The sequence below is a fragment of the Blastopirellula marina genome (assembly GCF_002967765.1).
Lineage (GTDB): Bacteria > Planctomycetota > Planctomycetia > Pirellulales > Pirellulaceae > Bremerella > Bremerella marina_A.
Genome location: NZ_PUHY01000014.1, coordinates 403,113 through 426,142 on the forward strand (window position 1 = coordinate 403,113; position 23,030 = coordinate 426,142).

Annotated in this window: 17 protein-coding genes; 9 read left to right on the plus strand and 8 right to left on the minus strand. The window is 55.2% G+C overall.

Annotation, left to right across the window (positions count from 1 at the left end; translation table 11 throughout):
* The first annotated feature begins 2 nt into the window (after nucleotides 1–2).
* The 4 genes from C5Y83_RS24320 (at nucleotide 3) to C5Y83_RS24335 (ending at nucleotide 3,918) form a co-directional block, all read left to right on the plus strand.
* A complete protein-coding gene (locus C5Y83_RS24320) occupies nucleotides 3–965 on the plus strand; it encodes a type II secretion system F family protein (RefSeq protein ID WP_105332394.1) in 963 nt (320 codons plus the stop codon).
* A 2-nt stretch (nucleotides 966–967) separates the two neighbouring features.
* A complete protein-coding gene (locus C5Y83_RS24325; RefSeq protein ID WP_199195123.1) occupies nucleotides 968–1,936 on the plus strand; it encodes a type II secretion system F family protein in 969 nt (322 codons plus the stop codon).
* 163 nt (nucleotides 1,937–2,099) lie between these two features.
* A complete protein-coding gene (locus C5Y83_RS24330; protein ID WP_105332395.1) occupies nucleotides 2,100–2,636 on the plus strand; it encodes a hypothetical protein in 537 nt (178 codons plus the stop codon).
* Between the two features lie 214 nt (nucleotides 2,637–2,850).
* Nucleotides 2,851–3,918, plus strand: a complete 1,068-nt coding sequence (locus C5Y83_RS24335) for a tetratricopeptide repeat protein (protein ID WP_146117910.1) — start codon at nucleotides 2,851–2,853, stop codon at nucleotides 3,916–3,918.
* A gap of 26 nt (nucleotides 3,919–3,944) precedes the next feature.
* Here the strand turns inward: C5Y83_RS24335 and C5Y83_RS24340 are convergent, their stop codons facing one another.
* Nucleotides 3,945–5,381, minus strand: a complete 1,437-nt coding sequence (locus tag C5Y83_RS24340; RefSeq protein ID WP_105332397.1) for a hypothetical protein — start codon at nucleotides 5,379–5,381, stop codon at nucleotides 3,945–3,947.
* A gap of 272 nt (nucleotides 5,382–5,653) precedes the next feature.
* Here C5Y83_RS24340 and C5Y83_RS24345 point away from each other — a divergent pair, with 272 nt between their 5' ends.
* Together C5Y83_RS24345 and C5Y83_RS24350 are read left to right on the plus strand one after the other, a co-directional pair.
* Nucleotides 5,654–6,274, plus strand: a complete 621-nt coding sequence (locus tag C5Y83_RS24345) for a sigma-70 family RNA polymerase sigma factor (RefSeq protein ID WP_105332398.1) — start codon at nucleotides 5,654–5,656, stop codon at nucleotides 6,272–6,274.
* Nucleotides 6,275–6,277: 3 nt separating this feature from the next.
* Complete coding sequence (locus C5Y83_RS24350; protein ID WP_105332399.1) at nucleotides 6,278–6,529, plus strand: hypothetical protein; 252 nt, start codon at nucleotides 6,278–6,280, stop codon at nucleotides 6,527–6,529.
* Nucleotides 6,530–6,611: 82 nt separating this feature from the next.
* Here C5Y83_RS24350 and C5Y83_RS24355 read toward each other — a convergent pair whose 3' ends face one another.
* Nucleotides 6,612–7,700, minus strand: a complete 1,089-nt coding sequence (locus C5Y83_RS24355; RefSeq protein WP_105332400.1) for an SHD1 domain-containing protein — start codon at nucleotides 7,698–7,700, stop codon at nucleotides 6,612–6,614.
* A 377-nt stretch (nucleotides 7,701–8,077) separates the two neighbouring features.
* Here C5Y83_RS24355 and C5Y83_RS24360 point away from each other — a divergent pair, with 377 nt between their 5' ends.
* The 3 genes from C5Y83_RS24360 (at nucleotide 8,078) to C5Y83_RS24370 (ending at nucleotide 11,878) form a co-directional block, all read left to right on the plus strand.
* Nucleotides 8,078–9,514: an aldehyde dehydrogenase family protein gene (locus C5Y83_RS24360; protein ID WP_105332401.1), complete on the plus strand. Its 1,437-nt coding sequence runs from the start codon at nucleotides 8,078–8,080 to the stop codon at nucleotides 9,512–9,514.
* A gap of 234 nt (nucleotides 9,515–9,748) precedes the next feature.
* Nucleotides 9,749–11,104: a Gfo/Idh/MocA family protein gene (locus tag C5Y83_RS24365; protein ID WP_105332402.1), complete on the plus strand. Its 1,356-nt coding sequence runs from the start codon at nucleotides 9,749–9,751 to the stop codon at nucleotides 11,102–11,104.
* Nucleotides 11,105–11,161: 57 nt separating this feature from the next.
* Nucleotides 11,162–11,878 carry a DUF1080 domain-containing protein gene (locus C5Y83_RS24370; protein WP_105332403.1) on the plus strand — a complete coding sequence of 239 codons (717 nt, stop codon included), beginning with the start codon at nucleotides 11,162–11,164 and terminating at the stop codon, nucleotides 11,876–11,878.
* Nucleotides 11,879–11,966: 88 nt separating this feature from the next.
* Here C5Y83_RS24370 and C5Y83_RS24375 read toward each other — a convergent pair whose 3' ends face one another.
* The 6 genes from C5Y83_RS24375 to C5Y83_RS24400 all read right to left on the minus strand — a co-directional run bounded on the left by C5Y83_RS24375 (nucleotide 11,967) and on the right by C5Y83_RS24400 (nucleotide 23,022).
* Nucleotides 11,967–13,142: a helix-turn-helix domain-containing protein gene (locus C5Y83_RS24375; protein WP_105332404.1), complete on the minus strand. Its 1,176-nt coding sequence runs from the start codon at nucleotides 13,140–13,142 to the stop codon at nucleotides 11,967–11,969.
* A gap of 321 nt (nucleotides 13,143–13,463) precedes the next feature.
* Nucleotides 13,464–14,372, minus strand: a complete 909-nt coding sequence (locus tag C5Y83_RS24380) for a DUF58 domain-containing protein (RefSeq protein ID WP_105332405.1) — start codon at nucleotides 14,370–14,372, stop codon at nucleotides 13,464–13,466.
* A gap of 31 nt (nucleotides 14,373–14,403) precedes the next feature.
* Nucleotides 14,404–15,435, minus strand: coding sequence for an AAA family ATPase (locus tag C5Y83_RS24385; RefSeq protein WP_105332406.1), 1,032 nt, complete (start codon nucleotides 15,433–15,435; stop codon nucleotides 14,404–14,406).
* A 59-nt stretch (nucleotides 15,436–15,494) separates the two neighbouring features.
* A complete protein-coding gene (locus C5Y83_RS24390; RefSeq protein WP_105332407.1) occupies nucleotides 15,495–18,878 on the minus strand; it encodes a hypothetical protein in 3,384 nt (1,127 codons plus the stop codon).
* Nucleotides 18,875–20,548 (minus strand): DUF4175 family protein, encoded by a 1,674-nt coding sequence (locus tag C5Y83_RS24395; RefSeq protein WP_105332408.1) that lies wholly within the window; start codon nucleotides 20,546–20,548, stop codon nucleotides 18,875–18,877. Before C5Y83_RS24395 ends, C5Y83_RS24390 begins: the two co-directional genes overlap by 4 nt.
* Complete coding sequence (locus tag C5Y83_RS24400) at nucleotides 20,545–23,022, minus strand: hypothetical protein (protein WP_105332409.1); 2,478 nt, start codon at nucleotides 23,020–23,022, stop codon at nucleotides 20,545–20,547. The genes C5Y83_RS24395 and C5Y83_RS24400 overlap by 4 nt, the downstream gene beginning before the upstream one ends.
* Nucleotides 23,023–23,030 lie beyond the last annotated feature (8 nt).

Below are 23,030 nucleotides of genomic sequence, written 5' to 3' on the forward strand. Positions count from 1 at the left end.
TCATGTTGACGCTAGTAGTCCTGATTACGGTATTCGTCGGCGTCGCCACTTTGGTAGGCGCCGTAGCGCTCTTGTTTCGTGGGGATTCCAACCCGGAGATTGAAGGGCGATTAGAGATTCTGACTGGCAAGGGGAAAGCCGAGCCAGGCAAGAAGGATCAGCAAGGTGGGATCCTAAGTCGCCCCGAAGAGAACGGCGGTGCGCTCGAGGACTTTATCGCAAACTACTTCAATTTGCGGTTGTACCTTGATCAAGCGGCAATGGACACATCGGTTGCTAACTTCATTTTGCTGACCGCTGGTTTGGCTGGTGGTGCCGCAGTGGTTCCTTTCCTGCTGGGGTTGCCGTTTTATGTCGGCCCGATGTTGGCAGTCTTGTTTGGCGTCGGACCCTTGGCGTACATCTGGTACAAGCGTGGCAAACGCTTGGCCAAGTTCGGCGAACAACTGCCGGACGCCCTGGAACTGATTGCCCGTGCTTTACGGGCAGGTCATAGCTTGGGTGCCGGGTTTCACCTGGTAAGCGAAGAAATGCTCGACCCGATTGGTGGCGAGTTCCGCAAGGTGTTCGAGTCGCAGAACTTGGGTGTGCCTCTGGAAGAAGCGATTCTGATCATGACCGATCGCGTGCCGAACCTCGACTTGAAGTTCTTTGGTACGGCGGTCATTCTGCAGCGTCAGACGGGTGGTGACCTTGCCGAAATTCTTGACAAAATCGGTCGACTCGTGCGTCAACGGATGGAACTGTTCGGCCAAATTCAAGCTCTTACGGGTGAAGGTCGTATCTCAGGCATCGTGCTGTTGGGTATGCCTCCGGCATTGTTCGGTGTGATGTGGTACTTGAACCCCGGGTACGTGATGACATTGTTCACCGATCCGTTGGGACAAAAGATGTTAGCTGGTGCCGTCGTGATGCAATTGATCGGGGCCTGGGTCATTAAGAAAATTATCGATATCAAGGTGTAGCCATGTTTGAATCCGGAACCAACGGCGTCTTGATCATCGCGGTAGCTGTGTTTGGGCTGATCGCCACCGGGATTTATTTCCTGGCCGACATGCTTTTCAAAGACAATAGCCGTGCCGAGGACCGCCTGGAAGGACTGAAAGACCCTTATCAGCGAAGTGGTCGGAGTGAAAAAAGTGGCAAGGGTGGAGCTTTGGGAAAGGTCTTGGAAAAGGCCTCGCCCGCAATGGCCAAACCTCTTCAGCCCACGAATGAAAAAGACGCTAACAAGCTGAAAGATAAGTTGTCGTACGCTGGCTTCCGGAGCGAAGCAGCACCGACCACGTTCCTCGGTTTGAAGTTTGCTGGGCTGGTCTGCGGTCTGCTTTTAGGCGGCGGAACGTTTATGCTGCTTGGCGACTTCTCGCTGTTTGGCATTTTGAAGGCAGGGCTTGTGTTGGGCTTCTTCTTCTACTTGCCCGAAGTGGGCTTGTGGTACTTAGGGAAGACTCGCAAAGAACAGATCTTCCGCGGTTTGCCGGATGCACTCGACTTGATGGTCGTTTGTGTCGAAGCAGGTCTTGGTCTCGATCAGGCTATGCGACGCGTGGCAGAAGAAATGAAGAAGACCTACCGCGTCATCGCCGAAGAGTTCGGCATGTGTAACTTTCAGTTGCAGATGGGCCGGGCTCGTGTCGATGTGCTGCACGAACTTGGTCAGCGAACGGGTGTCGAAGATCTACGTTCACTTGCGGCCATTCTGATCCAAGCCGATAAGTTTGGTTCGAGCGTCGCCCAGGCCCTTCGCGTGCAGAGTGATGCAATGCGAACACGTCGTCGTCAGATCGCGGAAGAGAAAGCTGCCAAGACGGCGGTGAAGATGATCTTCCCTCTGGTGTTCTTCATCTTCCCCGGCATCTTCGTGGTGCTTGTCGGACCAGCTGCTATCACAGTGGTTCGCGAGATGCTACCAATGATGGCGGCAAACTCGTAGGGTTGCTGCGAGTTTAACGATTCTAACTCTCATGACGGCCAGGTCGACACAAGTGTTGACCTGGCTGTTTTGTTGTCGATGCATTCTCTGAACGAGAATAGCGCGCCTCAGGTCAGCAGAGGCGCATGGATCCCCGGCGAGAACCCACGGAAGGCGGCCACGCATGAAGATCGGCAACCTATTTACCAAATCTATTTTGGCGACACTCCTCTTCTGCTCAGTCAGCCAAGCGGGTTGGAACGAATTCTGGGATCGAGTGCACATCGACTACGCCCGCAACAAGTGCTGGCCTTCACCATTCGTCGAACAAGACCGAGCCTCAGTTCGCAACTACTTTGCGACAATGACCGCGTCTGGCATTCGCTTACAAAATACGCTGGGTGATCACTTCTTTGAGCCAGCCAACAATGACATCGTGTTGACACCAGCGGGCAAGCTGAAGGTTCGGCAGATTCTGATGTCGGCCGAAGATCGTCGTATGATCTTTGTGATGCGTGGCCTGACTGAGGAAGAAACCAATGTCCGCATCGCCGCTGTGCAAACCGCGATGCAGGAGTTGGTCGGCAACGCAGATGCCACCGAAGTACTGGTCAGCCCCAACCAACCGATTGGTCGTTCGGCTGATTACATCGACGACGTCTACCGCCGCGAGCGTGCCACGATCCCCGCTCCGCGGTTGCCTTCGAACGCAGACGGCTAGTCATATCTGCCAATCCTCGCCTAGGCACCCCCGATACGGACCGTGCCAGGCATCGTGGTTAGCGCAAAACGCTAGAGAGTTGCGTATTGAAATGCCGATGCAATGAAAGGAAGAACTATTCATTGCAGACTGCCCTTTTGCTAGCGGGGCATCGGCAGACGAACCCAAACCAGTGCATGGAGGCAATGGTCCGCAAGGGCCCTGCAAGGGATCGATGCGAAAGACTATCGCGAAAAGCGTTTTGAAAACCTGCACGCGTGAATTGCTTTGTGCCGGCTTGGCGGTCCATGCCGTGGTCGTTGTACCGACCTTGGCTTTGGGGGCAGAACGGCCGAAACCGATTCACCAGGTCAGTCGTATTTCTTCGGAAAGCACTGGGGAAAGCAAGTTTCGTCTGATTCAATTCTCAGGCGAAGGGGAATCGTCGGACAATTCGATCACGTCGGCATTCAAGAAGGCCGGAAGCTCGATTTCTGGCTTCTTCACACCAAGCACGTCCCCGACACCAGCCGCCCATGAGCCGAAGGTCGCGGATGACGATCCGATCAGCCTCTCGAACATGCCGGAAGAAGTAAACGCCGAAGTTTACATGAACGCCGCGCGCATGATGGAGAACGGCGGCAACTTCGAGGCCGCCGAACGCCAGTACAAAACCTGCTTGGAGAAGTTTCCTAAGCATCGTCTGGCCTTGATCAGCTATGGCCGCCTACTGCACCGTACCAATCGCTTGGAAGACGCTCTTTCGACCTACGAAAAAGCCGCTAAGCAGTATCCAGAAGATGCGACCATCAGCAACGATCTTGGCTTGTGCCTGGCACGCATGGGACGCAAAGACGAGGCGATGGAGAAGTTCCACAAGGCGACATTGATCGCACCGGAAGATCCTCGCTATCGTAACAACCTGGCGATGATCCTGGTCGACTCAGGTCGCAACGACGAAGCGTTGTCGCAGCTGACCTACGCACATGGGAAATCGAAGGGACAGTACAATCTTGGCTTCCTGTTGTATCGCAAAGGGGACAACGCCGGAGCGACTTCCGCATTCCGCGCTGCCTTGGCCGCGGACGCTTCGCTGAAACCAGCCGAACAGATGCTCATTCGGATCCAAGGAGAACGACCGAGCGAACCTGAAATGGTGCCCGCCCAGAGCAAGACGATGTTCATCAGCGATCAGCCGCAGAATAACCCGGTTCGCACCGTGGCGCCACCTGCACCCGAATCGAACAAGATTCCGCCTGCTCCGGAACTGGAGCCACCACGCTTGTTGCCTCCAGTCAACTAAGGCATTGGTTCCGAGGCTGCGAGTGGCTAGTTCCCCTCGGCAGCCTTGGCGTTACGCTCGCTCAACTCGGCCAGCGTTTTCATGATGATGGGGCCCACTTCTGGGCTGCAACTATTAATCTCGCCATACTGCGATAAGCTGCGACCATAGGCGAACGGAGGTTCGCGGTCCCATTGCCGTTTTGGGATGATGTAGCCGATTTCATCATTGGCGAGTCCCATCAACATCCACGGTTGGTTGGCGAAAAGGTCTTTCACGACCGGTTCGATCGGTGCCTCGGGATAATCGACCTGCGGTAATGCGGGGTCGGGTATGTCACCGGTGACCAGTTCTGGATAGAGCTCGCCTGGGATGCCTAGGACGCGAAGCGACCCAAGAGTGACGACCGCGACTTCGGTCACAATTGCGCCTCGTTCGGGGCGGAACTTACGGGTGATCTGCTCGCCCCACGATTCGGCAGAACCGGTCCACTCGAAGCTGACACGGCGAATCACGTTCAACGAGCGCGCCATCCGGTAGAGCGGATTGTCGATTGGGATGGCAATCTCTTTTCGATCGACGGTGATCGGTGTGAGGCTGAGCGGTTGACTAGTCTTCAGGGCATCGATCACGGCCTGACCAACCGCGGTCCCATACACCTCAGCATACTCGAAATTGCCGGGGTGAAGTGGCTTGTTGCTTTGGTCCACGATCCCTTCCGGCGGCGGTGCCAACAGTCCGCCAATCGCTCCACTGACGTACACCGTCGGGCAGTCGTATTCTTGCTGTAGCCGCTGTTGGGTGTAAAAGGGAAAATCCGACGTGATCAGTGTATTCTTCGAGCCGAGTGCCTCGGGATGCGCTGTCCCTTGAACCAATTGGCCGACCGGCTTGTTGTTCGTCTTCGAGCGGAATTGGAGCACACGAATGGTCGAGTCGATCACGATCGGCAAACGGCTATCATGCACCAGTTCGGGGCGATCAATTGTCGCGAACTGGGCGGTGACGGGCTCGAGCGTTGTTGTCAATTGGCGGACCAAGGTAATGACGGCCTGCTCGACACGTTCGTTGTAGGCATCATTTAAGCCTGACTTGATGAATGATTCGCCCCAGATCCCGATCGTGTCGGGACCTTCGTGGCTGTGCGTGCTGCAAACCATCACGTAGTCAACTTCCGGCAACTGCTCGCGGATCCGCTGAGTCGATGGGAACGACCAGCCAATCAGGTCGAGGCTGACAATTGCCACCGATTGATCCCCGTCGGAAAGTAGGATGCCGCGGGCATGGATTGGGTCGTGCACGTCGGTGGCGGCCCGGCCGTGATAATAGCCAGCGAGCCAGACGGCTTTGTTATTGGATACGTCTGGCGTGATATCGACCTGTCCGATGGAAAACTGGAGTGGGGCGGCCAGCAATTCGGGGGAGGCAGCGCTCGACACGAAAGCCCAACAGGCCAAAGTGCCTATGACGGTAAGAAATCGCACAGAAATCGTACTCCCCCTAAAAAGCAAGAGACTGCTTTGCGTGCCGTGCCCAAGCTCAATCTAATCGGTTCGCCATAACGGAGCAACTCAGGGAAGCCGTGGAAACAAAGTCGCTTATTTCGCGCACCAACCGGGGCCAATCTCCGTAACCTAGTCTAGCACTTGGCCGAGAAGTGGCCATTTGGCCTCTGTGGATTTGCCTGGAAGGCAATGGAGTACGAGAGGAAGACGATCGTAGACGAACTACCCACGATTTGCTATTTTTGGCAGCTATGGAAAGCACGGGATCCGAACTACCAACGAGCCCCTGGAAAACCGAAGAAGAGCTGATCGAAGCCCTTCGTCGGCAGGAAGATGACGCGTACGAGTACCTTGTACGCGCTTATAGCGGTCGTTTGCTAGTAGTTGCCAAGCGTTTTCTGGGGCAAGACCAGGACGCTCAGGATGCGGTTCAGGATGCTTTCCTCTCTGCTTTTAAAGCCGTCGGCGATTTCGAGGGAAACTCGAAGCTTTCCACTTGGTTGCACCGAATTGTCGTGAACGCGTGCTTGATGAAGCTTCGCACGCGAAAACGGAAACGAGAACGAACGGTCGAGGAATTATTGCCTCACTTCGTTTCCGACGGGCATCGCGACCAAGTCGAACCCTCATGGGCAGTTACGTTCGATACGGCTGTTCAAAGTCGGGAAACCCGCGAAATAGTTCGCCAAAGAATTGAAGAATTGCCGGAAAGTTACCGAACCGTATTGCTGCTTCGTGACATCGAAGAGCTAAGTACCGAGGAAACTGCGGCACGACTGGATTTAAGTGTTTCGGCCGTCAAGACGCGGCTACATCGTGCCCGGCAGGCTTTAAAGACCCTGTTGGATCCGCATATGAACAGCGGGTACTAACAAATGAAACTAACGTGCAAGGAACTTTACGAATTCATGGGGGATTACCTAGAAGGTAACCTGCCTGATGACGTGATGTGCGTGATGAGAACGCATCTTTCGCGCTGCCCATGCTGCGAGCACTATCTGGAGAACTACCGAACGGCGATCAAGCTGGGCAAAACCTGCTGCAAACAGTTCGCCGAAGAACAAGTTCCTGAGTCAGTCCCCGAACCGCTGATTCAAGCGATTCTCGAAGCTCGGAAAAAGAAATAACCCGGCCTGAGTTTTCAGACCGGGTTATCTATTCGATCGAGCATTATCTCTTGCGATCGATCCTCTCTTGGGATCGACCCTTTTACGATCCCATGCGGCGAATCACAGCCACAACAACCCACACGATCAAACCGATTGGGATGGGTGCACTGTAGTACCACGGCATGGCGACTTCTTTGGTCTTTTGGCCAAACTCGTTTTCTTCGTATTGGAAGAATGCATTGCAGTGAGGGCAGTGGTCACCAGCACCTAAATTGGCGGGAACTTCCTTGTTACAGTTAGTGCAATGGTAGACCATGACTTGTTCTTGTTGGTATCCACCAAAGTCGGGCGTGGACGAATTGTTCATGCCTTGAGGGAAACGAGGGCCGCTATTGTTGGCGACCTGCTGCTGTTGCTGACGCTCTTCCTGCTTACGACGGCGGGCGTCTTCTTCCTCTTTCTCACGTTGCTTTTGAGCGGCGTACTCTTGTTTTTCCGCTTCGCGACGACGAGCTTCTTCAATCTTGGCGTTCTCAGCAGCAATTTCCGCAGCAGTCTTCGGAGGCGCGTAGGCAGGTGCCTGGTTGCCCATCACGTTCGGTTCATAGGTGTTGCCGTTCTGCGGCGTGATCGAAGGTGGGGTGTACGAGGGATTACCGCCCTGGCCACCGTTCATACCTTCGTTGCCAGCGGTTGGCGTGACCGGCTTTGCCGGAATCGAACCTTCTTCGCCGATAGCGGTCAATTCGGTCCGCAAATAGGCTTGGTCTTCTTCGCTCAACTTGTAGAAGTCGACGCGATGTCCGATGTTGCCTTGCAATAAGACAACCTCACCGTCCACCATGCGGACGTATTTGGCTCGGATCTCGTTTCCGTCGGAGTCCGTCCACTGACGCCAGCCTTTCAGGTTGCTGCGTCGGCGGCGTGGGCTTTCAGTAGGCGAATCGGTATCGTTTGCCTTTTGAAGCTCGATGTATTGCTTGTCAGAATTGCTGAAGCGACTGATCGGAATGTCGTAAGTCTTGCCGTCCGCTTCGATTCGGACGGTATCATCATCGACGACTTCGACGAACGTGCCGGTCAGTGTCTTGCCGGACGTATCGGTCCACGTGCGAACTTCGGCGGCGGTCGCAGCAGATACGAAGGTACAGATAAATAAGCTAGCAATAAGGAACCGGCTGGCCACCATGATTTCCTCCCGTCGTGGGTTGGGCTAGGTTACCGTCGCTCAAAACTCTTGCGCGGTATGGTTTTTTCTATCGATTCGTATGAGACGCGCGGTTATTGGAGTGGTTCCCAAAATTTGGCAGTATTTTTTTTCGCGCTTACCCTGCGAAATCATGCCCAGAAGCCGCTCAAGCGTACTGGACATTTGACTACCCAATAGAGGTATTTGATGATACTTGTATTCATGTTCACTTGTCAAATCGAAATGGCTGCTTTCGGGTGGAAATTCGTAAGGATTTCCCAATCCGAATCGACGCCCCCTGGTTCGGTGAAACGTGCGGCGTAGGATGTCAGCACCGAAGCATATTCTCTGCGTTTGCCATCCAGGAAGGAACACCCATGTCGCTGAACGAGAACTACCCTGCTTACCTGGCGAATAAGGCAATCTCTCCTAATTTCAACCTCTCGGTAGAAGATAAGTTTCGCCAAAAGTCAGCCACCAAGGTGCCGCTCGCGGACGTAGCGATGATGGAACAGGCCATTGCTGGAGCCGCGCAAGCTGCTCAGCCGATGGCTGAGCTCCCCTCGTACCGTCGGCAAGAGGTGCTTCAGTACTGCGTGAAGCGGTTTGAAGAGCGTTCGGACGAGTTCGCCGAAGCTTTGTGTATCGAAGCAGGAAAGCCGATTCGAGACAGCCGCGGCGAAGTGACCAGGCTGATCGATACTTTTCGTGTTGCGGCAGAAGAAGCGACTCGGATGGTGGGCGAGGTCATGCCGCTGGACATCAGTTCGCGTGCGACCGGATATCGAGGGATGTGGAAACGGGTACCTATCGGACCCTGTTCGTTCATCACGCCGTTCAATTTCCCTCTGAATCTCGTCGCGCATAAGGTCGCTCCAGCGTTAGCAGTTGGCTGTCCGTTTGTCTTGAAGCCAGCCAGCAAGACGCCGGTGGGAGCACTCTTGATCGGCGAGATCTTGGCGGAAACCGATCTACCGGAAGGAGCATTCTCGATCTTGCCGGCCGATCGCGAGGCAGCCGACCTATTGGTGACAGACGATCGTCTGAAGAAGCTGAGCTTTACCGGTTCGCAAGACGTTGGTTGGAAACTGAAAGCCCGCGCTGGCGAAAAGAAGGTGACGCTCGAACTGGGGGGTAACGCCGCTTGTATCATCGACGAAGGAACGAACTTGGAAGATGCGGTCGAGCGGATCATCTTCGGAGCGTTCTACCAGTCGGGACAAAGCTGCGTGAGCGTGCAGCGGGTACTGATTCATAAGAATCTCTACGACAAGGCAGTCGCAATGCTCACGGAGAAGGTGGGCAAGCTAAAAGCGGGCGATCCGCAAGCCGAAGACACCTTCGTGGGCCCAATTATTTCTGAAAAGGATGCCGAACGCATCGACGAATGGATTGCTTCCGCAAAGTCAGCCGGCGCAAAGGTTCTGGTCGGTGGTGAGCGTGACGGGATCATGGTTTCGCCCACACTGTTGGCCGATGTACCGAAAGATCAGCCGGTCTGTGCGAAGGAGGTATTCGGTCCGGTCGCCGTCGTCAGCTCGTTCGATACGTTTGACGATGCCTTAGCGGAAGCGAATGACACCGACTTTGGTCTTCAGGTCGGTATCTTTACCCGCGACATTCAAAAGATCATGAAAGCCTGGGACACGATGGAAGTTGGCGGCGTGATCATCGGCGACGTGCCTTCCTGGCGAGTCGATCACATGCCGTACGGGGGTGTCAAAGAGAGTGGCATCGGACGCGAAGGGGTGCGGTTCGCGATGCAAGAGATGTCGGAGATCCGCAACCTGGTGATTCGTAGCGTGCCCGACTAACGTCTCCCTCTTCTGGCGGCCGCTGAGCTGGTGCCAGTCACTCGATTTTCTAGTCGCAATCTGCGAAAAAAGAGGGGACCTGTGCGCGTGGATCTATTACAATCGCACCAGCGCAGATGAACTGCGTCCCTCCTACATATCACGAGCGATCTACGGAAAAATCGACGATGGCGCTCGTCGCCTCTCGATTTCAGATCGCCGCTGCCTCCCTCATTTTGATGCAAGGAATATCGCATGTCGAAGCCCAATGTAACGCGACGCGCGTTTCTGCGAACGACCGGAACGGTAACCGCTGCGGCGGCCGTTTTCGGACCTGGGCTGCACTTGGGTGCAGCGGAGAAGCCTAGCAGTGAGAAACTGAACATCGGCATCATCGGCGCCGGTAATCGCGGGGCAGCCAACACTGGCGGCGTGAGTGGCGAGAATATCTATGCATTGTGCGATACGAATCCCAAGGCATTACAGCAGGCCAAATCACGCTTTTCAGCGGCGAAGACCTTCAGCGACTGGCGAGACCTGCTTGAGGATAAGCAGATCGATGCCGTGGTAATCAGTACGGCTGATCATCATCATGCCGTCGCGGCAATTGCCGCGATGCGGGCAGGAAAGCATGTGTACTGCGAGAAGCCCCTGGCACATACCGTGGAAGAAGCCCGGTTGATGCAGGAAGTCTACGCGCAGAATAAGGGCAAGCTCGCTACCCAGATGGGAACGCAAATTCATGCAACCGAAAACTATCGACGTGTCGTCGAATTGATTGCTGCCGGCGCGATTGGCCCGGTCTCAGAAGCACACGTCTGGTGCAGCCGAACGATCAATCCGGTCGATGTGGCGAAGCTACCAGAGCAAGACGTACCCGCAGGATTTAATTGGGAAGCCTGGGTCGGACCTGCCGCGATGCGACCCTACAACACTGCCTATTGGCAAGGTGGCAATCTCAATTGGAATCGGCGCTGGGAATTTGGCAACGGGGTGCTGGGGGACATGGGGAGCCACCTGATCGACCTTCCGTATTGGGCACTCGATTTGAAGAGCCCGACTAGTGTCGTTTCTGAAGGACCTGACGCCGATGAAGTCGCTTGCCCTCCCTGGCAAATGGCGACCTGGGAACACGCCCCGCGCGAAGGAAATGCCAATTGGTCGAAGCCTACCAAGGTGATTTGGTACCACGGCCCCGAAGGCATGAAACGCCGCAGTGATTATCTGCAGCCATTGGTCGGAAACGATACCGAGATCAACAAGTGGGGCATTGGTGTAGCGTTCGTCGGTGATAACGGCGTGCTGGTTGCCGACTACGGCAAACTAGTCCTGAGCCCAGGCGACAAATTCAAAGACTATCCTGCCCCGGCCGACAAGATCGCACCGAGCCTTGGGCATTACGCGGAATGGATACACGCCGCCAAGACCGGCGGAGAATCACTTTGCAATTTCAACTACTCTGGCAAGCTGATCGAGCATAACCTACTGGGCAACGTCGCGCATCGTGTTGGCAAGAAGCTTGAGTATGATGCAACGACCGGTCAGGTGACCAATTCTCCGGAAGCCGCACAGTACATGTCCAAAGAGTATCGTGACGGCTGGTCGGTTTAACGGCTTGTCGAGCACCTTTTCCCATTATCAACAATCGCACCATTGAGGATACCGTAGATGAAAACTTGGTTTATGTTCGTCGCCGCATTGGCTTTGCTTCCGTCGTTTTGCCTGGGCGAAGAGCCTGTCAGCAAAGCATTTATCGACGGCGAAGGTCCAGGCTGGGTCGCACTCGGCAAAGACGACTTCGTCAAAGTGAATAGCAACGACGATACTTGGACGTTCAACGACAACGGCCTGATCGAGTGTACCGGCAAACCGGTAAGTGTGACTCGCAGCGTCAAGCAGTACACTAACTTCGAGCTCGTATGCCAGTGGCGTCACTTAAAGAGTGCCGGAAACAGTGGGCTGTTCGTATGGACCATTCCCGAAAAGCTGGAAGAACTGACCAAGCCAGGTTTGCCAGGAGGTGGTATCGAAGTTCAGGTCCTCGATCTCGGCTACACTGAAGCTTACGAAGATGGTGGCAAGCGGAAGGCGGACTGGTTCACCTGCCATGGTGATGTTTTCCCGGTTGGCGTCAGCAAGATGAAGCCGTTCCCACCTGTTTCGCCGAATGGGCAACGAAGCTTTCCCTCGAAGAATCTGAGCAAGGGCGTCGGCGAGTGGAATCACTACTACGTTCGGGCGATCAACGGTGAGATCCGTTTGTGGGTCAACGGCGAAGAAGTTTCCGGTGGAAAAGATTGCCAACCAGCCACAGGCTTCTTGTGTTTGGAATCGGAAGGTTCGCCTGTTGAATTCCGTGGTCTGAAAATTCGTGAATTGCCGTAAGCTTAGCAATTCGCATTCAAAATAAGAAAAGGCCGCTCGCTTTGTTGCGAGCGGCCTTTTCTATTGGCTTGTTGTTGCCTGAGCGGAACTAGACCGTCAAGCGACGCTGAATGGCTTTCGGATCGATCGGAATGATCTTGGTCGTTGCCGAGTAATCCGCCACTAACACGCTACGAGCCTTCTTTTGTTTCTTCAGTTCGTACTGAATAACATAAGCACCGATCTGCGTTCCGTTACCGGTGAAGACCGGGGGCCAGAACTCTTCTGGACGACTAGAGAGAGTTTTGGCAAGCAAGCGGGTACCACGACCTGAGTAACCACCGAGCATCATCTCGAGGCGGCCTTGCGATTCGTGATAGACGTAGATGAGGTAAGCTGGTTCGTAGGTTGTTTCGTCCCATTTGCAGCAGCCCCAGCTACCATCTTCCTTCTCGTAGTAGAAACCAGGTGTTTCTGGTGAGAAGTTCTTAGAAAGCTGGTCACCACCGCAGCACGAGCTGGGGAACTGAACGTTCTTTTCGCGGTGACGAAGGTAAATCGGAATCGCTCGCTGGCTAGGATCGTCGACTTCGTCTTGGCTGATGAACGGTTCGGTATTGAACGCGCTGGCCAGGCTGAGTTCGATCACGGGATTGCTACGAATACTACCAAGGCTGATCAATGCCTTGTCGCCGTCGACCGCTTGGAAGTTGGTATAAACTTCATGACCACGGCGATGGACTTCCTCGTCTTCGGCCTGACCAGGAGCCCAAACCAACGTCTGGAAAAGGTCTTCCGGTTGTGGAATCGGTGTGTCGCGTGAGATGTAGCCGTCGGCACCCATCGAAAGCATGTCGGGTGACAAGCTGCTTTGACGATACTTGGCGGTACCGCCGAGGGTAGAAATGCCGGTAAGTAGTTGGCCTTGCAGGATCGTGTCGGAAGCGACAACCCAGGCACCTTCCGCCCAGTTTTCGTCCGCACGAATACCAAGGCACATTTCAACACGTTTGCGACGTGCCAACAGTTCCCAGAAGTTTTCTGGTTCCACGGCAAACAACGCACCAGGAAGTTGATTTGCTTCCGCGTAGCCATGTTTGATCAGGAAGTCGCACACTTGAGCCAAGGCCGACAAGGGAATGTACTTGGCTTCGTTCTTCAACAAGGACGAAACTTGGTGGCGATCCAATCCAGTGAAGTCGCAGATCGCTTTAATGGTGCCAGGTCGTTTCTTAGGATCTGGCGAGTGATTCAGCAATTCTGCCAGGCGAAATGAGAATTTCATCGTGATTCTCCGAGCGTAGGGTTGCTCTACCTAATCTTCATTGTAATAGAGGCTAATCTTCCCCAGGTTGGCACGGAAATCCTGGCCATCCTTTCGAGCCTGAGCCAAGCGGACTTTGGAGGTTAGCTGGCGTATGTCTTAATGATGACTATCTTACCTTTGTTGTCAACGTGACTTTCGGCACCCTTAAAGAAAAAACGCCGAAAATCGGGACTGACGGCGCGCTGATTTCCCGTAATAGGGCTTAATTGGCCACCTGAAGGCCATTTCTACCGTTGAATAAGAAAATCTCGTGAAACGTTTGCCTGAATTGGGCAGCGCTTAGATACGTCGATTTTGCAGGCTGCGCTGGTTGAGATACTCCCAGAAGATCGCCCCTGGATTGTCCTTGGTACAGGCCAGCAGATGGTCGCAGTTGTTGCGGGTGGCGATATCGACCAGTTCGGAATTGAACCGCCCAATCGCCTGCAGATACGACTTTCGGATATCGGCCGGTTGGGCAATTTGCTGAGCGTCGACTTCCAGCCCGATAAATCGGGTCATCCCATCGAGGTTGAAGTTGAGTTCGTGATCGTGGATGACTTGCACCAAGACCACATCGTGCTTGTTAAAGCGAATTCGCTGGATAGCATATTCCAGCTTCGTCAAGTCACCAAAGAAGTCGCTGAAGATCATGACGATCTCGCGGCGCGCCATGCGTTGGCTGAATTCGGATAAGCAAGCATGTAGGTCGGTTTTGTCTTCGGCGGCTGTCTCGTCGAGGTGCTGCGACATGCGGATGATCTGCGGCAAGGCATTACTGGCCGGAATGTGACCGCGGATTTGCGTATCGAACGTCGTGAACGAAACCTTATCGCCCTGTCGAACAATGCTGTGCGCGAGGCTCACCGCCAATCGCGAACCAAATAGCATCTTCTGCGAACCATCGTCACCGTAGCGCATCGACTTGCTGATATCGAGCATCAGATGGCAGACGAAGTTGGTCTCCATCTCGTACTGCTTAATGAAGTACTTATCACGCGTGAAGAAAACGCGCCAGTCGATATGCTTGGGATCGTCACCAGGAACATATTCGCGATGCCCCGAGAACTCGACCGCGAAACCCGACGCCGGCGACTTGTGTGAACCAGCGAGGTTTCCGCTGACTAATCCGCGCGGTTCGAGCGAGCGGCCGGAAAGCTGCCGTAAGAATTCGTAGTCGAGATATCGCGAAAGGACGCCGCTACTCACGAGCTCACCTTACCTGTTCGTTTTACTTTGGTTATGCGGCGGGACAAGCGTACGTCTTTTCTGCTGAGACTTCTTCCAGCAGCATTTCAATCAGTTTATCGCTGGTATAGCCGTTGGCCTGAGCCGAGTAGTTGGCCGCCAAGCGATGACGCAACGCCGGTTTGACCATTGCTTGAACATCGCTGATGCTGGCGTGATAACGTCCGTACAAAATGGCCCGAGCTTTAGCACATGTTACTAAGGTCAGAAGGCCACGGGGACCGGCGCCCCAAGCGACCCATTGATTGACAAACTGCGGAGCTTCCGGGGTGCCAGGGCGGGTGGCGCGAATCAAGGCCCAAGCATAGCCAAGCACTTGGTCACTAACGGGTACACGCTTCACCAGTTTCTGGAACTCGGCGATTTGCTCGCCGGTCATGCACGCCGAGATTGACTCTTGGGCTCCTGCGGTTACTCGGCGAGCAATCTCCCATTCCTCGGCTCCGGTCGGATAATCAACGCGAATGTGTAGGAGAAAACGATCGAGCTGTGCCTCGGGCATGGGATAGGTTCCCTCTTGCTCCAAAGGGTTTTGCGTCGCCAATACGAAGAAGGGATCAGGTAGCTTGCGAATTGTACCACCGGCACTGACTTGGCGTTCCTGCATTGCTTCCAGCATGGCAGCTTGCGTTTTCGGTGGCGTACGGTTGATTTCGTCTGCCAATATGAGGTTCGCGAAGATCGGACCTTCTAGAAATTCGTAACGACGCTTTTTCGTTTCGAGATCTTCTTGAATGATCTCGGTCCCGGTGATGTCACTGGGCATCAAGTCAGGCGTGAACTGAATTCGCTTGAAGCTTAAGTGCAGCGATTCGGCCAACGAGCTGACCAACAGCGTCTTCGCTAAGCCTGGAACACCTTCAAGCAAGGCATGTCCCTTGGCAAACATCGCCACAAGGACTTGCTCGATCACATCGGCTTGTCCGACGATCACTTTGGCCAACTCGTCTCGCAGTTTGCCATATGCGTTTTCACACTCTTGCACGGCGGCGACGTCGCTTTGAGAGATTGGATCATTTGCCATAACTAAGGTGCCTCGACGTTCGGAAAGCTATCAGGTTGTCTTGGTTAATTTTGAATGGATTAGTCGACGTTCTCGAAATAGCGACGCAGACGCTCTTCGTAGCCCGGTGGCGGTGAGCGTCGCACGCTTGCTCGAATCGATTGCTGGACGCCTGGGGGAAGCTTGGTGAACCAAGGTTCCTTCTCGAACGATCGTGCGCCTGGCGATGAACTGCCACTGCCAGTTCCCATGCCAGGAGCTTCTTCCGGAGTCGACTCGTCACCAGAAGAAGCTTGAGTCGAGCCGGTTGGCTGAGAGTTGGAAGCCTGATCGTTGGTGTTTTGTCCTTGCATCGCGTTACTGGCGACGGCATCGGTGGGCGAATTCGATTGCGTCGATGTTGGGTTGTCGAGCATCGCCGAAGCGGGTGCGGCCATGCCTAGTGGATCGATGGTGGCGACTTCCTGGCTGGATGAATCCCCATCGGCAATCAACTCGGGCATTTGCCCCCAAAGCGTGTCCATGACCTGGGAACCAGCGAGTGCTTGGGCAGTAACTTGTGGTGTGGGTGAGGTCATGGAGGTCCCCATGCCGGCCCTTTGCTGTGGTCCGTGGCTAGGCTGCTCGGCGGCTGCGGAACTTTGTGAACCGGAGGAGGCCTCCGAAGGGCTACCAGGTTCGGAATTACCTTCGGTTGGTTCTCCTGCTAGGTCGCCAGGTGCGGGAGAAGATGGCTTTTGCCCATCGCTTGACTGGCTTCCGTCTGGACCGCTCATCGGTGATTGGGGGGCAGGCAAACGGGACGCCGTGTGCAAGGCTTCGCGGACTGGTTGGTTAGCGATTTGCGATTGCTGGGCAGCGTTAGATGCCAATTGGGTCGCTTGTCGCTGGGAGTTGGCGAATTGCCGCATGGATTCGGCCAGTTGCGCCGCCACCGGATTGGGTGTTTCAGGAGCCTGTGAAGCGGCGTCGCCCTCCGATCCGTCGGTCGGCATCGGTTGAGCGCCTTCGCCTGGACTCATCGGGGATGCTGAATTCTCTTCAGCTTCACCTGGGGCATCGTTCGCATCGACTGGCGATTCGGCGTTGGCCATGAACTGCTCGGATAGCTCCTGAATTCGTTCACTCGAGTCGCTGATGTTATCCAGCAAGTTCGCGATCTCTTCCGCCGCTTTCTTATCCGCCGCGATCGGTTGGCGACGTCCGGCGAGTTCCGCGCGCGCTTGTTGAACTTGATTCTGGCTGGGGGACGCCCCGGTAGAGTTGGTCGATGGTTGGCCAGGACTGTTTTTATTCGCGGAAGCATCGGACGTCATGGAAGCATCATCTTGGCCTTGGGGACTGCCCGAAGTTGGCTGACGAAGGCGGGCTGCGGCTTCCGGCGAAATCATGCCCGCTTCGTTGGCAAGAGCTTCTAGCCGAGGCTGGGCATTTGCCGGCGGCTCCTGGGTTGGAAGATCGTTTAACGCCTGATCGACGGAATCGATCTGTCCCAATTGCTGATCTGCGGTGTCGGCCAACTGATTCGCTGCCTCTTTGGCAGCTTGCCGGAGGGCGTTGGCGGCTTGATTCAATTGCTGCTGGGCCTGACGCGATTCGGACTGAAGCTGTTGGGCCTGCTTGCCGGTCGCCTCAGGCGATTGCTGCGGACGCGACATTCCCTTGGCCGCTTGGCTCGATTTGGCGATCTGGTCTTGCGCTTGCTTCAATGCTTCGGCGGCTTGAGGGGCCGTGGTCTTGGTGCCTTCGGCGACACGATTGGCGACGGCTGCGATATCGCTTTGCGTGCCGGCAAGGGATTCCATATTCTCGGCCTCAGCTTGCTGGGGATCATTCGCGATCTTCGTGGCATCGCGTGTGATCTCCTGCTGGGCCGCGGCGGCACGGTCGAGTGCTTCAGCAGCACGGGCCAGTTCTCCGATGGTGGTTGCCAGTTGCTGGCGGCGTGCGTCTGCCAAGGTTGAGGCAACGTTCTCTAATGCTTGACGCGTTGCATCGGTAGCGTCTTTCAAGGATTGAGCCGTCGATTGCTCGTTCGCACTGGTAGCGTCTTGAGCGGCAGCGACTGCTTGATTGGCTTCTGACTTCGCTTCGGCGATCATCGGCTTCACCGCTTCCGGAAGATTCTCGGTTTGGGCCGCGTTGTCTAGTTGCTGGCCCGCTTCGCGTTCGGCTTGCGCGATCGGCGCGGTTTGATCAGGGGATGATTCAAATTGCTGCTCCGCGGCGGTTTGTTTTTCAAGGGCCTCTTCAAGATTCTTTTTCGCTTCTTCGAGAGCGGCGATCTGTTTCGCTCGCTCGTCCGCGCTAGCGACGTTCGGAGGTACCGCTTGCTCAAGAAGCTGATCTTTGAGGGTATCGAGCTTGGCAAGCACTTCGTCCTGTTTGTCGACTGCGGCTTCCTGATCGGCTTCGAACAATTCGTTTACGGCTTCGGCGGCCAGTTGGGTGGCTTCTTCCAGCGGCTTGGCAGACTCTGGCTGATTGACCATCGACTTAGCCAAATCTTCCAGCTTCTTTTGAATCGCTTCCTGCTTCTGCGAGAGCTCGTCGGCTTTATCTGGAGTGAGTTCCGACTCCTTGGTTTCGTTCTGAACGTCTAGCTGTTCGTTCCGCAGCTTTTCGATCTCGTTCATCGTTGACTCGAGGCTGTTGTCGACGAGCCCCTGGGCTTGCTGGAGGTCTTCTAGAATCTTATAGAGGGCGGCAACAAACGCGTCCTGGTGGACCGCTGCCCCGGAGTAACGTCCTTCTCGAATGCTGCGCAAAGCTCCATCAAGTTCGTCTCGAGCGCCTGTATCTTTCAAGATTTGCTGTCCGGCGATTGCGGAGGTTGCCAGAGAACCGCCCCAGCTACGCATGTCGGTCAACACTGCTTCCAACTGGCGGTACATGCCTTCGGCATCGCTCTGCCGTGAGAGGTTGGCGAGCGCGACACTGTCGCGCGATTCCATCGGCAAGCCAGGCAGTTCCCGGGTTTGCGTCGAGACTTGTTCCTGCACGGAAATCAGTTCACGTACTTGAGCGTGCAATCGAGCTAATCGCATGCGGCGATAAAGTCGCTGGCGTTCGGCCATCAATGCCAGCAGCACGTTCCGAACCTCAGCGCGGGCACCTGTTATGGCATCGATCCTGGCTTGACCTTCCGAATGCTGGGCCAGCATCAGCTTTTGGACGACTCCCTGCATTTCGTTGCGAATCAACTCGTCGAGATTGCCGCGCATTTGTAGGATATCGCTGTAGATCGGAACCTCGGTCAGCCCGTTTTGCCGTAACTGAGCGGCTTGAAGATCGAGAACTTGCGAGACAAGTTGTCGCGTCAAGGCTTGTGCTTGTTGCTGGGTATACTGCTTGCGGCGGAGTGAACCCGAATCGACATCCTGGCCGTAGGTCACGGAAACGTCGCCCTGAACCAGGATTGTGAGCAGTACGAGGAGTGAGGCCAAAAGTGAGCCGCGCATCATTGGTTCTCTCCCAAGCCTAGTTGTTGCTCGATCAGCTCGTTGAGCATTTGTTCCGATTGCTTATCTGCTTCGGCGATTGCGGCCAGCACGTTGCTTTCATCGCCGATCTCGAGGTTCAGCGGATCACTGGCCCCCAATATTTCCTGGGCGCTAGCGCGAAAGTCGGTGGCTTGCAGCACGATTTGTACTTGATCACCGACTTGTAACTGCCAAGGTGCCAAGTCGAGGGCATAGTCTCCTTCGACTAGGGTCTGCGGAGGGGACTTGGCGTCGTATTTTCGTAGGGGGACTTCAACGATCCGCGGGGCCGTTTCGCCGCGACGGATTTCCAAGCGGAAAGTTAGGTTGGCCAAGCCGAAATCATCGGCGGCTCGATAATGAATCATTGGGGCGGCCGTCGGAAGGACGATATGGTGAATCGTCCGAAGTGAAACCGAAGGCAGTCGATCGGGAACCACACGAATCGTACCCCGAACCGGCGAGGCAGGGGAAAGCCCATGTTCGTCGATCGCGGTTAGTTCGTAAGCAATCGTTTCCTGCACGTTTGATAACGCATCGAGTGTGGTGGGTAGCTTCCAGATATTCGATGTGTCGTTGGTCTCTTCAAGAAGTTCGGTCCACGCATTTGCACCGCGACGCAGGGTGAGCTCCGGTGGATTGACGGGCCGATCAGAGATGACGTTGAGCGTGACATCACTGCCGGCGAGCACTGCCAGGTGCGTGGATGATGAAGAACTGGAGAGGTGGATGTTCTTGGCATAATCGGGCGGTGTTGCGGCAAGTTCGACCTTGAGCGTTGGCAAAGGGATGATCTCGATAGCCAACTCAGGTGATTCTGCATCTCCGGCAAAAATCTGGTAGTGAATCGGCTCGATCAAGCGTGGTACCGAGTAAAGAAACTCGCCAGGCTGGTTTAACTCCGGTTCCAGGATTGCTTCGGTGGAACCTCCCTGGGCATCGGTAATCTGCAGACGGCAATGACGCGGTACGACACCTTCACAGGCAATGCGAAGTGCAAGGGGACTGCCGTAGCCAAGTGTTGCAGCCTGCGAAGGATCATCAACCGAAATCGCCGTCCCATTCATTTCAATCGCCGCGATTATGGTTTGCGTCGGGTAGCTGACGTTGGCCATCGACAACCGCTGAAAGAAAACCGAAACGTAGCGTGGCGCGACGAAGCAGGCTCCCGCGAACAGCAGCAGTACCAACCCTGCACCCAGCATTCGATTGCGAACGTGGCTGGCATCGAAGCCTTCGAATACATCGATTTCTTCTTTAAGTTCAGAAACGTAATCAACGACCGCTTGTTGCAGTTCGTTCGAGCCGATTGCCTGTCCTTGGTCGAATTGAATAGCAGCGACCAGATCGCCGTCGATTCCGTGGCGATGCTCGACCGTGATGGCTGTTTCGATTAGTGAAGCACCCCAGCCACGTAGCGCGGTGAATGCTCGATTAAGTCCATAAGCCAATACCGGCAAACTAACGACCATCATCAGAAAGCGGTGGAGGGTACTGAGGTGCAGCCCGTAGTCGAGCACGAACCACGCCGCCAGAATTCCGGAAATCCAAAAGAACGACCCGGTCAGCGCCGTCCCCAAGCGAAGACGATCGCGGGCATCACGTAACCGCTTTAGCTGCGACTTCAAGCTGCTGAGTTTAGCCGTGCTCATGCCAGGTTCGCTCGCTTTCTAACGATCCACTCCGTCAAAAGAAGTGCGACCACTACGATGAACCAAAGAGGCGTTCCCCAGATCGGAAAGCTACGCGAGATCTCCTCTGCGACCGGCTGAAGTTTCAAATCTTCGACCAACTTGCTGGCTTCGGACAGCTCGTACGAATTGCCGCCAGTCGAATTCGCCATCGCTTGTTGCAAGGCCAAATTACGCGCCGGATTACGCTGTTCGGCGGAGGCACCGACGACATCGAAACGAATCTCGCTCGGCGAACCCGTGATAGGGTCGGTAACCCGTGCGGTGTAACGGCCTGCTTCATAAACCGGCACACGAACTTCAAAACGTCCCGGGCGTGTTTCACTAAGCTTGACCTGCTGCGGTTGACCAGCGGCAGCCTCGCCCAGGAAGACTTGGGCCTGCAATCCTTCCGTGGGAAGGTTATCCGCCGTCAGGGGATCAAAGTTTTCGTCGTATGCTTCCACCGTGAGGAGGGCCCGGTCGTCGACTTGGTATTCCATTTGATCCATCGAAAGGACGAAACGCTTTTGACTTCCCAGAGCATGGCTAAGGGCCAGTCGCGAGATGATCTGGGACCAGAACTGGCGATAGTACTTTTCGCCGTAGATGCGCCGCATTCGCCACAGCTCATTGAAGCCGAGGTAGATGACCTCGCCGTTGCCGTAACGACGCGTGGCGATGATCGGCTGAGGCGTCTTGCCATCGGCACATACATCGGTGGGATGTTGGGCCAAGACGTTGGCCTGTGAGTGAACGCCGAGTACTGGTTGGTACCAAGGAAGTTCTCCGAGGTTATCCCAGGGAGAAATCGGTTCGCCAGTCAGTCCATCCCCTAACTGCATGATGTCGGCCTGCTTGCCGAGCGGTGTAATTTGTAGTGGGAAAGGGCGGGCCGAGCGAAGCGAGAGGGATCGATCGAGCTTGACCGGCAACATATCGGCGATTTCGGTATCGATAAGCTGAGATGGACCATTGTTTGGCCCAGAAACGACCACTAGTCCGCCACCAAATTGACCGACGAACTGCTTGAGCATACGGCAGAAACGCTCGTTCAATGCTTCCGAGGGGACGTCTCCCAGGAAGATCACGTCGTTGGCGAAGAACTCGCTTCGCTGAGGTGTGAGCGTTGGCAGAAACATCTCGTTCGCTTGCCGCACCTTGGGATCGGCCGAGCGGAGAAACGTGCGAAAACCTTCCATACCAACTAAACGATCGCGATGGAACACTTCCTTGACGAAGCGCCATTCCCACGTCGGTTCGTTCTCGATGTAAGTGAGGCGGATGTAATCGTCGACGATGTTGACGGGACGCGAGGACTCGTTGTTTTGTTCGCTGACTTCGCCTGGTAGCACATCCACTGAGGCGGAGATTAAGAACCGGCCTGATTGCTGGGGAATGAAGGAGAATTCAAGATATTGAATCGATGAATCGAAGGTGACAAGTTGCGATCCGACGACAATCTCTTGCAGTCCAGAATCTTCCCCAATGCTGTCCCCCTGAAGCGGACGCGCCGTAACGTTGACCTGAGCCGATTCCCCTTGCACGCCAGATTGGTTAAGCCGCACGGTGATCGTGGAACGTTCCGCCTTCTTCATTTTCAAGGGAGGCTGAACTTCAATTTGGATGTCACGTGTCGAGATAGCGCCAATTCCGATGGTGTAAATCGGTACTCCCAATCGCTGCAGGGGTGTCGGTTCGTTGGGACCACTCGAGCCTAGTGGTGCGATGCCTGAGTTGTGCGCGAAATCGCTGAATACCACCAATCCGCCCAGGCGACGAGTCGATTGATTGCCCAAATCGTTTACCAATTCGCCGAGGGCAGTCACCTTGCCATGGGTGGTTAGTTCTGGAGCAATTTCGCCAGGCGTGAGCGGGCCTTCCTGGGTTCCGCTGGTAATGCGCCGGGCAACGCTGGTCGAGTCACCGTCGAAAAGGAAGTACTCGAGCTGGATATCATGCTGCGACTCTAATTCGTCGATCAGGTTGTGATTTGCTTTTCCGAGGTACTCTTGCACCCATCGCTGTCGAGTTAATTCGGGGATGGAAGCCTGACTGTTAAGGCTTTCGTTGTCGACGGCTTCGGTCAGTGCGGCAAGTTCGTCCGGGGTTAGGTTATCGCGGATGTTCATGCTTTCCGTGCCATCGAACACCATATAGAGCACCGGTTTTAGGGTGCGAACCGCCGTCAGCCGGATGGTCGGGTCTGCCAGGGTAACAATCAGCAGAACTAAGATAATCGCTCGGACAGAAGCCAATGCAGCGGTTGGCAACGTGGTGATGCCGGTTTGAATTCGAGTGTAGTACCAGACCGTAAACCCAATCGCGGCCAGGCAACCAACGATCAGCCACGTGGGATCTGATGTGGCCCAAGGCGCGGCAAAGGACATGCTGACGCCGTCGACCATCTCGACGTCGCTTATCCCGAATAACCAACCTAAAACCTTGGAGAACATGAATTCTT

Coding starts and splice junctions, on each gene's coding strand:
- C5Y83_RS24320 (WP_105332394.1), top strand. CDS start 3: ATGTTGACGCTAGTAGTCCTGATTACGGTATTCGTCGGCGTCGCCACT.
- C5Y83_RS24325 (WP_199195123.1), top strand. CDS start 968: ATGTTTGAATCCGGAACCAACGGCGTCTTGATCATCGCGGTAGCTGTG.
- C5Y83_RS24330 (WP_105332395.1), top strand. CDS start 2,100: ATGAAGATCGGCAACCTATTTACCAAATCTATTTTGGCGACACTCCTC.
- C5Y83_RS24335 (WP_146117910.1), top strand. CDS start 2,851: ATGCGAAAGACTATCGCGAAAAGCGTTTTGAAAACCTGCACGCGTGAA.
- C5Y83_RS24345 (WP_105332398.1), top strand. CDS start 5,654: ATGGAAAGCACGGGATCCGAACTACCAACGAGCCCCTGGAAAACCGAA.
- C5Y83_RS24350 (WP_105332399.1), top strand. CDS start 6,278: ATGAAACTAACGTGCAAGGAACTTTACGAATTCATGGGGGATTACCTA.
- C5Y83_RS24355 (WP_105332400.1), bottom strand. CDS start 7,700: ATGGTGGCCAGCCGGTTCCTTATTGCTAGCTTATTTATCTGTACCTTC.
- C5Y83_RS24360 (WP_105332401.1), top strand. CDS start 8,078: ATGTCGCTGAACGAGAACTACCCTGCTTACCTGGCGAATAAGGCAATC.
- C5Y83_RS24365 (WP_105332402.1), top strand. CDS start 9,749: ATGTCGAAGCCCAATGTAACGCGACGCGCGTTTCTGCGAACGACCGGA.
- C5Y83_RS24370 (WP_105332403.1), top strand. CDS start 11,162: ATGAAAACTTGGTTTATGTTCGTCGCCGCATTGGCTTTGCTTCCGTCG.
- C5Y83_RS24375 (WP_105332404.1), bottom strand. CDS start 13,142: ATGAAATTCTCATTTCGCCTGGCAGAATTGCTGAATCACTCGCCAGAT.
- C5Y83_RS24385 (WP_105332406.1), bottom strand. CDS start 15,435: ATGGCAAATGATCCAATCTCTCAAAGCGACGTCGCCGCCGTGCAAGAG.
- C5Y83_RS24390 (WP_105332407.1), bottom strand. CDS start 18,878: ATGATGCGCGGCTCACTTTTGGCCTCACTCCTCGTACTGCTCACAATC.
- C5Y83_RS24395 (WP_105332408.1), bottom strand. CDS start 20,548: ATGAGCACGGCTAAACTCAGCAGCTTGAAGTCGCAGCTAAAGCGGTTA.
- C5Y83_RS24400 (WP_105332409.1), bottom strand. CDS start 23,022: ATGTTCTCCAAGGTTTTAGGTTGGTTATTCGGGATAAGCGACGTCGAG.